12 protein-coding genes are annotated in these 11,936 nt (G+C 56.6%); 4 read left to right on the top strand and 8 right to left on the bottom strand.

All coding sequences use genetic code 11. The features are described from left to right. The first annotated feature begins 72 nt into the window (after positions 1 to 72). A complete protein-coding gene (locus tag MJ639_RS14000; protein ID WP_243373947.1) occupies positions 73 to 1,362 on the top strand; it encodes a tetratricopeptide repeat protein in 1,290 nt (429 codons plus the stop codon). Between the two features lie 67 nt (positions 1,363 to 1,429). On the opposite strand, the gene MJ639_RS13995 is transcribed toward MJ639_RS14000, so the two are convergent. After that, a complete protein-coding gene (locus MJ639_RS13995) occupies positions 1,430 to 2,467 on the bottom strand; it encodes a right-handed parallel beta-helix repeat-containing protein (protein ID WP_243373945.1) in 1,038 nt (345 codons plus the stop codon). A gap of 387 nt (positions 2,468 to 2,854) precedes the next feature. On the opposite strand from MJ639_RS13995, the gene MJ639_RS13990 reads away from it, so the two are divergent. Further along, on the top strand, positions 2,855 to 3,637 hold the full coding sequence (locus MJ639_RS13990; RefSeq protein ID WP_243373943.1) for a LuxR C-terminal-related transcriptional regulator: 783 nt from the start codon (positions 2,855 to 2,857) through the stop codon (positions 3,635 to 3,637). A gap of 24 nt (positions 3,638 to 3,661) precedes the next feature. Here MJ639_RS13990 and MJ639_RS13985 read toward each other — a convergent pair whose 3' ends face one another. Further along, positions 3,662 to 3,889, bottom strand: a complete 228-nt coding sequence (locus MJ639_RS13985; RefSeq protein ID WP_423790804.1) for a DUF6894 family protein — start codon at positions 3,887 to 3,889, stop codon at positions 3,662 to 3,664. 377 nt (positions 3,890 to 4,266) lie between these two features. Between MJ639_RS13985 and MJ639_RS13980 the strand changes: the two genes are divergently transcribed. Then, the gene (locus MJ639_RS13980) at positions 4,267 to 5,085 is read left to right on the top strand and encodes a LuxR C-terminal-related transcriptional regulator (RefSeq protein ID WP_243373939.1); all 819 of its coding nucleotides are present in this window, start codon (positions 4,267 to 4,269) and stop codon (positions 5,083 to 5,085) included. A 15-nt stretch (positions 5,086 to 5,100) separates the two neighbouring features. Here MJ639_RS13980 and MJ639_RS13975 read toward each other — a convergent pair whose 3' ends face one another. The 6 genes from MJ639_RS13975 to MJ639_RS13950 form a co-directional block, all read right to left on the bottom strand. Then, a complete protein-coding gene (locus MJ639_RS13975; RefSeq protein WP_423790798.1) occupies positions 5,101 to 6,741 on the bottom strand; it encodes a GMC family oxidoreductase in 1,641 nt (546 codons plus the stop codon). A gap of 34 nt (positions 6,742 to 6,775) precedes the next feature. Next, the gene (locus MJ639_RS13970; protein WP_243373935.1) at positions 6,776 to 7,750 is read right to left on the bottom strand and encodes a branched-chain amino acid ABC transporter permease; all 975 of its coding nucleotides are present in this window, start codon (positions 7,748 to 7,750) and stop codon (positions 6,776 to 6,778) included. 4 nt (positions 7,751 to 7,754) lie between these two features. Then, positions 7,755 to 8,642, bottom strand: a complete 888-nt coding sequence (locus MJ639_RS13965; protein ID WP_243373926.1) for a branched-chain amino acid ABC transporter permease — start codon at positions 8,640 to 8,642, stop codon at positions 7,755 to 7,757. A 5-nt stretch (positions 8,643 to 8,647) separates the two neighbouring features. Then, a complete protein-coding gene (locus tag MJ639_RS13960; protein WP_243373924.1) occupies positions 8,648 to 9,352 on the bottom strand; it encodes an ABC transporter ATP-binding protein in 705 nt (234 codons plus the stop codon). Beyond that, positions 9,345 to 10,103, bottom strand: coding sequence for an ABC transporter ATP-binding protein (locus tag MJ639_RS13955; protein ID WP_243373922.1), 759 nt, complete (start codon positions 10,101 to 10,103; stop codon positions 9,345 to 9,347). Before MJ639_RS13955 ends, MJ639_RS13960 begins: the two co-directional genes overlap by 8 nt. A gap of 78 nt (positions 10,104 to 10,181) precedes the next feature. Further along, entirely contained in the window at positions 10,182 to 11,390 is a 1,209-nt protein-coding gene (locus tag MJ639_RS13950) for an ABC transporter substrate-binding protein (RefSeq protein WP_243373920.1), read from the bottom strand. Between the two features lie 293 nt (positions 11,391 to 11,683). On the opposite strand from MJ639_RS13950, the gene MJ639_RS13945 reads away from it, so the two are divergent. Further along, positions 11,684 to 11,936: aldehyde dehydrogenase family protein (locus MJ639_RS13945; protein ID WP_243370854.1), on the top strand; the 253-nt coding region annotated here is incomplete at its 3' end.

Genomic DNA, 11,936 nt, shown 5'->3' with positions numbered 1-11,936 from the left:
GGCAGTGCAGGACGAATGTAGAGGAGAAGTCGAATGATCAGAACCAGTCACATCTTGCTCCTGAGCTGCCTTATGACGAGTGTCGCCTTTGCCGCGCCCGTAAAACAAGAACAGGAGGAGAATGCAGCGCCAGCCGCAATTCCGGCAGGACCAAGCCTCGCGCAGCTGAAGGCCATGCCGACTGCACGCCTGCTGAAGCTCGGACAAATTGCCTTGACGGCGAAGATCGATACTGTCGCTTTCACCACAGGGCTCGATGCTCTGAAGGTCGCTTCCGCTCGTGGTGACCGCGTTGCTACGCGAATGCTCGGTAAGGTCATAGGGCGTCACGAGCTTGAGATCGCCAAGAATGGCCCAGCCCGGATTGAAAGCAAGCTCAGATACGAAGCCCTTCGGGGTGCATCAAGCTCTGTTTATGCCGTTGCAGGCATGTATGACAGAGGCGATGGAGTGCCAGTCAATACGAAGAAAGCTGCCGAGTGGTATCTATGGGCAGCTCGTGTAGGAAATAAGCGCGCCATGGCCAGCATAGCCTATGCCTATGGAACGGGACGAGGTGTCGAGCGTGACGAAGAAGCCGCGCTCAAATGGCTTCAAGAGGTTAATCCCGGACGCAATCGCATGACGCTGGTCGAGATCGGCTGGGCGCTGGCGACAGGCTCCGAAGGAGCTACCGATATGCCGGCAGCCCTGCGTTTCTTTGAGCGCGCCGCGCAGATCAGCCCGAATGTCGCCTATCAGGTCGCGATGGATTTGGAGCGCGGTACAAAAGGTCTGCAGGATCGCGAGGCCGCAGGATATCTGATCAAGGTTGCGGCCGAGCGCGGCGACAGCGCGGCGGCAACCCATCTCGCGAATATGCTGGCTGGCAGCGACAAGCTGGAGGATCAGCGTCAGGCGGTTCAATGGTACACTCTTGCCGCGCATGATAAGGAGAATGTCGCAGCAGGGCAGGGACTTACTCGTATCCTTGCCTTGCGGCCTCAGAGTGAGCTCGTTCCCACAATTATCGCTGGGTTGCAAAAAGCAGCCGATGCGGGCAATCGCGAAGCATTGATCGGACTAGCCCAGGCATATGCGGATGGAATAGGGGTCGAATCCTCCCCTGAGCGCGCGGCCAGCCTTCTGCAGCAAGCATCGGATGCGGGTAGTCCGGAAGCGAAGTATCGCCTGGGACTCATGTACAAGTCCGGTACGGGTGTAGGCATGGATATGAAGAAAGCCATTGCACTCATGACTAGTGCTCAAGAAAGTGGATTTCCACTCGCTGCCGTGGCGCTGAGCAGCATGACGGAGCCTTCTGCAACGAGTTCTGTCACGGATCCCGGCCAACCGAAGACTGGCGATGTTGTGGCCAAGTGATGCCAACAATATTTGTGGGTGCTGCTTCAGCGGCCGGGAGGTCCGGCTTACTGAAGCAAGCGCTCCCTTAACATGGCCGGCGAGGATCGACCTTGTCTCCGAATTCTCCTTTCACGCCTGTGCTCTTACCGGATAGGACGTTGCCACAGATCTTGCCCTGAGGGCCGCGCTGGATCTTGAGACTACCCACGACATTATCGCGCAGAGTGTTGGAATATGCGCTGTTGCCGATCCCATCATCGTCCTCGTCGCCTCCAAGACGGATGCCTGCGCCGCGGTTGCCATAGACTACATTATGACGGAACGTGTTGCCGCTACCTCGTGCGTCGAGACCTGCTGATTTCGAATCTCTCTGCCCGGTACAACGATTGTGTTCGACGACATTTCCGGATGAGCCTTCTTTGATGTCGACGCATTCATTGCCACGTGTATTGAAGCTATTGTGATGAATCCAATTTTCATCGGATCGATCAGCGGCCGAATCCGGGACGCCCCGCAATCCGAGTTGCTCCGGTGCAGTGCCGATATAGATACCCTCTCCGTTCTTGCCGCCCTTTTTGTAGACAAAGTCATAGATTCCGCAATTCTCAATCGATGAATAAGCGATCTCATTGCGCCGTGCCTGATAGCGAAGCCTGACGCATTCTCCGCCGGCGTTCTTTAGGGTCATGCGGATGAGCCGCAATCCCGTCACGCCATCACCGGGACGATTGCCGACAGCATAAACGAGTTTGTTGCGATAACTGTGTTTTCCCTCTTCTCGTGCATGCCTGCCGTCGATGGTGAACCCGTGGAGCTCGATATAATCATGGTTGATCTCGATGATCCTGTTCGCGCCAGCACCTGAAACGATGGCATTACGGTCGCCGCGAATGACGATTGGATTCCTGGGCTCTCCGTTTCGTACCGATTTGAAATCCTGAAAGTAGCGGCCAGGAGCGAGCCGAATCGTATCTCCCGGCATGGCCCGATCAATAGCTTTCTGAATGCTCTCATCCGGATTCACAAAGTAAGTTTCCGAAAGCGCGTTGTTCGCGAGGAAACTCGTAAACAGCGTTGCCAGAAAGAGCTTCGCTGCTATTTGTGATGTGCATTTTCTCTTCATATACATCTCCGAAACATGGGATGTTGCGGGCTTTTAGAAAACGCATGCGATCAAAGGATCATTCATGGTCGACAGTCAGAGATGATCGTTTTTCTCTGGATTGGAAGATGCCTATCGCATCGGGCGCATTCTATGATAGGCGCTTCTATGTCGCTTATACGGAATAGCCTCGATATCATTGAGGCATGACATTTTGACGCTGCGGGTCGTGGTAATCGCGGGAATGACCGAAATATCAATGTTGTCAGTCAAGCAGAATGAAGACGCCCCTACGAAAGATAGTTTTGATACTCCCTAAGCAGTATCCTTTAATCCCTTTTCCTCAGTAGTCTGGGCCCGGACCCACCGTATAATCGGAGGTAATCTGTGCGAAGAGGGGTTCCCCATATGACGACCAATATCCAAATCACGACGGTTTTGGGGTGCCAGAATTCCATGCTTCGCGAGGGAATAAAGCACATTCTCTCGAGTACTCGGTATAAGGTTCACCCTGAGGACCTAAGCGTCAAGAATACAGCATTGCCGCAGCTCTATGGGAGTGCACCTTTTCTCTTCATTATTGATGGCAATCTTTATCCGGGTGGACTCAACAATGTGGTGCGAGACCTCAAGGGCCAGCATGCGAATGCCAGGGTCGTCATTCTCGCTCATGGTTTCGATCTGGAGGAAATGAAACTGGCCATTCAGGCCGGCGTCGACGGCTACTGCCTTGCGACGACAGCTTGTGAGGCTCTTATTAAGTACCTGGATCTCGTTATGCTCGGCGAGGTAGTCTTCCCGTCATCCGCATTCTTGAAAGCAGTGTTGCCTTCAACGGAGCGTGCGATCGCGCAGGAGATGTCGACGGCCGCCGCTCTGGTTCCACAGGTGGAGCGCTCGAACGAAGCTAAGGATTCCGTGATCCGGACTTTGTCGAGCCGGGAGGCAGAGATTCTCCAATGCCTGATGGAAGGTGCGCCGAACAAGGTGATTGCACGCAAGCTTGAAGTTGCGGAAGCAACGGTCAAGGTTCACATCAAGGCGATCCTGCGAAAGATCCGCGTCGCCAATCGGACGCAGGCTGCCATGTGGGCTGTCAATCACCTCTCCAATTCGGGACAGGACGTCTCATGGATCCATGCAGGTGAACACACGTCCTCGCAGGGCTCGCCAATACTTAAGGTCTTCTGAGTGCAGATTGGGGTGATGTTAGGATCAGTGCAAGCCGTGAGTGAGCTTGACGGAAAAAAGAATATTCCCCTCCGGATCCGTCGCTTCTAATCTCCAGCGGTCCCACTCAATGGATTCTCCTTCCGCTTCCGCGCGCAACTCTGCAATCGCCTTGAGAGCCTGAGCCCAAGCCTGGTCGATGTCACGAACTTCAACGCCTTCTTCGTCGATCATCGTTTCATCGTCGCTAATCAGATTAAAGTAACATCTCATCGAAAATATACAGATTGGCTTGCAGGAAGAGGGCTGAGTTGACTTCAGTTGCAGGAAAGCCCTCCCATGGAAGTAGGAGGTGCCCTTTTCTAGTCGTCGGACTTTGTAGCGCAAGCCCTAGCCCTAGGACATAGGTCGCTTAGCCTGTTTGATCCACAGGGCCATCGCGAACAATCTGTCCTGTGGTATTGGGCAAGCAAATTATCTTATCCTTTTTAATGAAATATAATATAGTTTCGTTTGCCACGTTCGTTTTTAACAAACATTTATCAGAGTTGAATAAGAAGCCATTGTTAGGAAGTCGTTAATAAGCTAATTTACCTAAAGGAATACATCGCTCACCATAGCGATTGAACGCAGGCCAGAAAGGCACTCCTATGCGGAAGACCTACGATCTTGATGGCTCATCTGCCTCGAGCGTGCCTTTCACGAGAGATGTCGGGCATTCCACCTATCTGGAATTGGCTCGCGCAACTGAGCCTGCCCACGCCAGATATGCGGATGTGCAGGCCATACCCACCCTCCTCGTCGAGCCGAATACGCTCCTTCGGGAAGGGCTGAGAAGGATATTGGCAGAAACCCCTTACAATCCCGTTTCCCTGGCAGCGAGCTTTGATGAGGCTCTTGCAGGTTGGGAAGCTGCCAACCATCCGTTTCTCATGATCATGGATGGCGTTCGTGCTCACGACGAAGCGTGCCACCAGATACAGCGGCTTAAAGCAGATTCTCCCTCAGCCCGTGTCCTGATTCTGGTCGATCGTTATGATCTCAAGCAGATTATCGCGGCCTTCCAGGCTGGCGCAGACGCTTATCTGGTTAAGTCCGTCTCCTGCGAGGTTCTGGTAAAGACCCTCGATCTCGTCATGCTCGGCGAAGTGGTATTTCCCTCGATCGTTCTAGAGTTGCTGCGCGAGCACGCTCTACACGTTGACCCTGAAGTCGAAACGCAGGCCATGGAGAAGCCGGCTGATGGACATTTCCAATCGAAGGGTCTGTCTGTCCGCGAAACCGTGATCCTGAGATGCTTGATGGAAGGTGACTCGAACAAGCTGATTGCGCGCAAGTTCGATATCACCGAAGCAACAGTGAAGGTCCATGTGAAGGCGATCTTGCGAAAGATCCATGCAAAGAACCGGACTCAAGCTGCTATCTGGGCCGCAAGCCACCTGCCTGCTGAAGGGCAGCTCTCTGCCTAAAAGTCTTTTAAGGACTTAAGCCGATTGGCGGATCACCTCCACACTATGAGAGTGATCCTCCAAGATCATAGCAGCACCTTTCTCCGCGATCATCAGTGTCGGTGAGTTTGTATTGCCGCTGGTAATCGTCGGCATTACCGAAGCATCGATCACCCGTAGCCCCTCTACCCCGCGAACGCGAAGGCGGGCATCCGTGACTGCCATGGGATCGCTCTCGATGCCCATTTTAGCCGTGCCGACCGGATGAAAAATGGTTGTGCCGATGTCGCGCGCGCCGTTGAGAAGCTCATCATGAGAGTTGAGATGAGTTCCGGGCTTGTATTCCTCTGGGCGATACTTCTGCAGAGCAGGCATGGACACGATACGCCGGACAAGATGCAGTGAATCGACCGCGACCTGCTGGTCCTCGGGCGTCGCCAGATAATTTGGTCGAATCGACGGGGCGTCCGATGCGTTGTTGCTGCGGATTCTGATGCTGCCGCGGCTCGTCGGCCGCAGATTGCAAACGCTTGCTGTGAAAGCAGGGAAGGGATGAGGAGCTTCCCCAAATTTATCCAGCGACAATGGCTGAATATGAAACTGAAGGTTCGGCGTGGCGTAGTCTGACGAGGAACGTGTGAAGGCGCCGAGCTGGGACGGTGCCATCGTCAGCGGTCCGCGGCGGAACAAGGCGTATTCAAGAGCCATGAAGCCCTTCTTCACGAGAGAAGCATAATCCTCGTTGAGCGTTCTTACTCCGTGGACTTTGTAGATCGGTCTTAGCTGCAGATGGTCCTGCAGGTTCTCGCCCACACCCGGCAGGTTCTGGACGACCGGAATGCCGTGCTGCTGCAGCAGATTGCCATCACCGATGCCGGAAAGCTGCAGGATCTGTGGTGATGCGACGGCGCCGGCAGAGAGGATGACTTCCTTGCGGGCTTCGATGCGACGGAGAGTGCCATTTTGCACAATCTCGACACCGGTGGCGCGCTTGCCCTCGAAAAGAATGCGCGTCACATGCGCATTGATTTCGAGCTTGAGGTTGGGACGTGACAGCGCGGGTTTCAGGAAACCGCGGGCAGCTGACCAACGGCGCCCGTTTTTTTGGTTGACGTGGAAATACGAGATACCTTCGTTGCTGCCTGTGTTGAAATCCGTTGTGCGAGGAATGCCGGCCTCGATGGCCGCCTCAATGAAGGTATCGAGAACGTCCCACCGCGTGCGAGGCGCTTCGACGCGCCACTCGCCACCTGCACCATGGTGCTCGCCTGCGCCGAGATAATGGTCCAGATGCTGACGGAAGATCGGCTTCACGTCATCCCAGCCCCAACCCTTCAGGCCCATCTGCCGCCAGTTGTCGTAATCTTCGCGCTGACCGCGCATATAGACCATGGCATTAATGGCGGAGCAGCCGCCCAGAACCTTGCCGCGGGGATAGTTCAGCACGCGCCCATTCAGGCCCGGCTCGCTCTCCGTCTTAAACATCCAGTCGGAGCGGGGATTGCCGATGGCAAACAAGTAACCGACCGGGATGTGGTACCAGATCCAGTTATCTTTCCCGCCCGCTTCGAGCAGGCAAACGGAATTACGCGGATCCTTGGAAAGGCGGTTCGCCAGAACACAGCCTGCCGAACCTCCGCCGACGATGATGTAATCGAACATGGTGCTATCTGACATGACACGGCTCGATTGTGAGGCTTAAGCGCTTTTCCTAGGCAGCGCCTTTAGCCTTTCGTTTCATCAGTTCGAGAATCTCGCCTACGATGCCCCGGCGGAACAGCAGAACGCAGATCACGAAGATGATGCCGATCAGTACCGTCACGGGGAAATCGTAAGCGGCGAGGTAATTTTGCAGAGCGATAACCAAGCCGCCTCCAACGATGGGGCCGATCATGGTGCCGATGCCGCCAAGGAGCGTCATAAGAATGACCTCGCCGGACATCTGCCACTGCACGTCGGTGAGCGTGGCGAACTGGAAGACGATGGCCTTCGTTCCGCCAGCCAAGCCCGCAAGCGCTGCCGACATGACGAAAGCGCCGAGCTTGTAACGATCGACGCGGTAGCCAAGTGAGATCGCGCGCCGCTCATTCTCTCGGATCGCCTTGAGAATGTTGCCGAAGGGCGAGTTTACGATACGCCAGATAGCGAAGACGCCGAACAGGAAGATAGCAAGCGTCACGTAATACATTGCGAGCGGTTCATTGAGGTCGACGACACCTAAGAGATGACCACGCGGCACGCCCTGAATGCCATCCTCGCCATGGGTGAACGGTACCTGAAGGCAGATGAAGGCGAACATCTGCGACAATGCCAGGGTGATCATGGAGAAATAAATGCCCTGACGCCGGATGGCGAGGAAACCGATCACAAGACCGAGGCCGGCCGCACCGGCCACACCGAGCAGGATCCCCGCAAGAGGCTCCCATCCCCATACCTTGACCGCATGAGCGGTGAAGTAGGCCGCACCGCCGAAGAAGGCGGCGTGGCCGAAGGAGAGAAGTCCCACATAGCCAATGAGCAGATTGAACGCGCAGGCAAAAAGCGCGAAGCACAGGATGCTCATCAGGAAGATGGGATAGAGGAAGAAGGGCGCGGCGAGCAGAGCCGCAAGGGCGATGCCGCCGATGACGAGGGAGGTTGTGCGCAGTTTGGGCTGCTCGGCCAGATATTGCGTTCCAACAGCCATGGTATCACTCCTCCCGCCCGAAGAGACCGGCCGGCCTGACGAGCAGAACGATGGCCATAATCACAAAGATAACAATGCTTGAGGCTTCTGGGTAGAAGACCTTGGTCAAACCTTCCAGCACGCCCAGCACATAACCGGTCACGATGGCGCCGAGGATCGAGCCCATGCCGCCCACGACCACCACAGCGAAGACGATGATGATGAGGTTCGTGCCCATGAGCGGGCTGACCTGATAGATCGGAGCCGCCAGTACGCCTGCGAGCGCGGCAAGGGCCGCACCTAGGCCGTAGGTGAGAGTAAGAAGCAACGGCACGTTCACACCGAAGGCCTGGACAAGCGTGGCATTTTCGGTGGCCGAACGCAGATAAGCGCCAAGTCGCGTCTTCTCGATGAGAAGCCATGTTCCGATACAGACGACCAAGGACGCGATAACGACCCAGCCGCGGTAGATCGGCATGAACATGAAGCCGAGATTAACTGCTCCGGTCAGCTGAGCCGGAGGAGCATACGGCTTGCCGGCTGCGCCGAACCAATGGCGGAAAGCACCTTCCATGATCAGCGCCAAGCCGAAGGTGAGCAGAAGTCCGTAAAGCGGATCGAGGCCATAAAGGCGTCGCAGCATGAAACGCTCAATCACGATAGCGACCGCACCGACGATCACGGGCGCCAAGATCAGCGCAGGCCAGTAGCCGATGCCCAGATAGGTCAGCAGGAGATACGCCGCGAAGGCGCCAAGCATATACTGTGCGCCATGGGCGAAATTGATGACCCGTAGCAGGCCGAAGATGACCGCCAAGCCCAGACTGAGCATGGCGTAGAAGGAGCCATTGATGAGGCCGATCAGAATCTGTCCATAGAGGGCAGGGGTGGGAATGCCGAAAATCGTGCTCATAAAATTTACACCCCCAGCACTTCGTGGAGTTCATCCATGCGCGCATCGAGCTCATGGCCAGGGAACGAATTGACCATGCGCCCATCTTCCATGAGATAAAAGCGATCGGCGACTTTCTTGGCGAAGCGGAAATTCTGTTCCACCAGAAGAATGGTCATGCCGCGCTTCTTCAAGGCCACGAGCACATCGCCGATACGCTGGACGATGACGGGTGCAAGTCCTTCAGTCGGCTCATCGAGCAGAATGATGCGCGCACCTGTGCGCAACACACGGGCGATGGCGAGCATCTGCTGCTCGCCGCCAGAAAGCTTAGTGCCCTGGCTGGTGCGGCGTTCGTGCAGGTTGGGGAAGAGAGTATAAATCTCATCCAGACTCATGCCGCCATCAGAGACGATAGGTGGCAGCGTCAGATTCTCGGCGACGTTAAGGCTCGCGAAGATGCCGCGCTCTTCAGGAACGTAGCCGATGCCTGCCTGCGCGACTTTATGCAGTGGCAGGCCAAGTAGATCCTGCCCGCGCAGGCGGATGACGCCCTCGCGCCGACGCAGGATTCCCATGATGGCGCGAAGCGTCGTCGTCTTGCCGGCGCCGTTGCGTCCGAGCAAGGTCACGGTCTCGCCTTCGCGAATGTCGAGATCGACACCATGGAGGACGTGGCTCTCGCCATACCAGGCATTGAGCCCACGAACTTCGAGGAGAGAGTTACTCATGCTCGGTCCCCATATACGCTTCACGCACGCGTGGATCAGCGCTGACAGTGGCGTATGATCCGTCGGAGAGAATTTCGCCACGCGCCAAGACGGTCACGCGGTCGCACAGATCGGCGACGACATTGAGATTATGCTCGACCATCAGCACCGTGCGGTTTTTCGCGACTCGGCGGATTAGGTCGGCGATACGGCCGATATCCTCATGTCCCATGCCGGCCATTGGCTCGTCGAGGAGAAGCATGGCCGGATCGAGGGCAAGTGTGGTTGCGATTTCGAGCGCACGCTTGCGGCCATATGATAGTTCTGAGGCCGTCAGATGCGCGTAGGCTGAGAGATTGACCGCGTCGATCAGTTCCATGGCGCGGTCATCAAGAACGGAGAGGCTGCGGGAGGGAAGCCAAAACTGCGTGGCGAGACCTTTCGGGCGCTGCAAAGCCACGCGTACGTTGTCGAGCACCGTCAGGTGCGGGAACACGGCGGATATCTGAAACGAGCGTACGAGACCGAGACGTGCAACCTCGGCGGGTTTCAAGCGCGTGATGTCGTTGCCGCGGAAGACGATCTGCCCGCGCGTGGGTGTAAGAAACTTGGTGAGAAGGTTGAACACCGTCGTCTTGCCGGCGCCGTTGGGGCCGATTAAGGCGTGGATCGTTCCTTCATTGACGGAGAGCGTCACATCCTTCACCGCGACAAAGCCGCGAAATTCCATGGTGAGGCCTGTGGCGCTCAGAATCGGTTGAGTACTGACCATATGCAGGCCGCTGATCCTGAAGAAAAAGGTCACGAATGAAGGGCGAGGACAGCTTGTGCCATCCTCGCCCTTGTCGGCTTACTGCGTAAGTTGGCAGCCACTGTCGGCGGCCTTCATGTAGGCCTGATCGCCGGGAACCTTGGCGAGCTGCGTGTACATGTCCCACTCGCCCTTGCTCTCGGAGGGCTTCTTCACCTGGAAGAGATACATGTCGTAGACCATGCGGCCGTTGGGCAGCACCTTGCCGTTCTTGGCGAAGACGTCCTGAACCGGCATCTCGTGCAGAGCCTTGGCAACCGGCTCGGTCGCATCCGTTCCAGCCTTCTGAATCGCCTTCAGATACTGCAGCACGGAGGAATAGGTGCCCATGTGGATCATGTTGGGCATCTTGCCGGTCTTGGCCTGGAAACGCTTAGCGAAAGCGCGGTTCTCGTCGCTCTGATCCCAGTACCAGCCTTCGGTGAGTGTCAGGCCCTGTGCTGATTGCAGGCCAAGACCTTTCACCTCGGCGAGAGTAAAGAGCAGCGCGGCGAGGCGGGTGCCGCCCTGGGTGATTCCGAACTCGGCGGCCTGCTTAATGGCGTTTGCCGTATCAAGACCGGCATTGGCCATGCCGACCACGTTGGCGCCGGAGCTTTGTGCCTGCAGCAGGAAGGAGGAATAGTCGGTGGCAGCAAGCGGATGGCGCACGGAGCCGACGACCTGACCACCCTTCGACTTCACGAACTTCGATGTCTGCTCTTCGAGCGAATAGCCGAAGGCGTAATCCGCTGTCAGGAAGAACCACTTGTTGCCGCCGTTCTCCACCAGCGCCCCGCCAGTGCCGACAGCCAGAGCGTGCGTGTCATAGGCCCAGTGGAAGCCATAAGGTGAGCAGGCCTTTCCAGTAAGATCCGTGGTCGCGGCGCCCGTGACCATATTGATCTTTTTCTTTTCCTTGGAGAGGCCCTGCACGGCGAGCGCGACGGAAGAAGTTGTCAGCTCCATGATGGAATCGACCTTTTCCGTGTCATACCACTGGCGGGCAATGCTGGAGGCGACGTCAGGCTTGTTCTGGTGATCGGCGCTGACGATCTCAATCGAAGCTCCGAGCACCTTGCCGCCGAAATCCTCAACGGCCATGCGTGCGGCTTCCACCGACGACTTGCCGCCGAAATCGGCATAGACGCCGGACTGATCGTTCAGGATGCCGATCTTCACCACATTGTCGGAGACCTGCTGGGCGTAGGCTGCCTGCGCTGCAACAGTGCAGCTGAGGGCGAACAGAATTGGCTTGAGAACTCGCATCGTATCCCTTCCCTATGATGTTGGAGGGGCAGGTTGGTCCTGCCTTGTAGCGGACCGCATGGTGGAACCCCCCATGAAGCCGGTCAAGACAAGGTAACGGCGAAGTGCGCCTTAGCAATGTGAAGCGGGTTTATCCTTAAGTCGCAAACATTCCCAAAGTCACGGCTTTGTGTGGTCGGCGGCCGAGCCTTCCATGCATGGCAACCCAGCCAAGTGCTAAGAACGGTGTTCATGATGGGGTGGAATGCCTATATCCATCGCGAACCTTTTATCTTTCAGGCTGGAGTCCTGTGATGACTGCCCATACGAAGACCGCTGCCCGTGTTCCTGCTCTGAAGGACCCATCTTTGCTTGTTTCGCGTGCGTATGTGGCAGGCGAATGGGTCGATGGCGCCAAGACCCTTCCCGTCACCGATCCCTTCGACGGCGCGCTCATCACCCATGTGCCCGATCTCGGCCCCGAGGCTGCAAGCCAAGCCATCGCCAAGGCCCACGCGGTCCAGAAGCAATGGGCCCAGCGCACCGCCAAGGAGCGCAGCGTCATCC

This window comes from Microvirga solisilvae, from assembly GCF_022808595.1.
Lineage (GTDB): Bacteria > Pseudomonadota > Alphaproteobacteria > Rhizobiales > Beijerinckiaceae > Microvirga > Microvirga solisilvae.
Note: the sequence above shows the minus strand (reverse complement) of the source record. Positions and strands in the feature narration are given on the sequence as shown.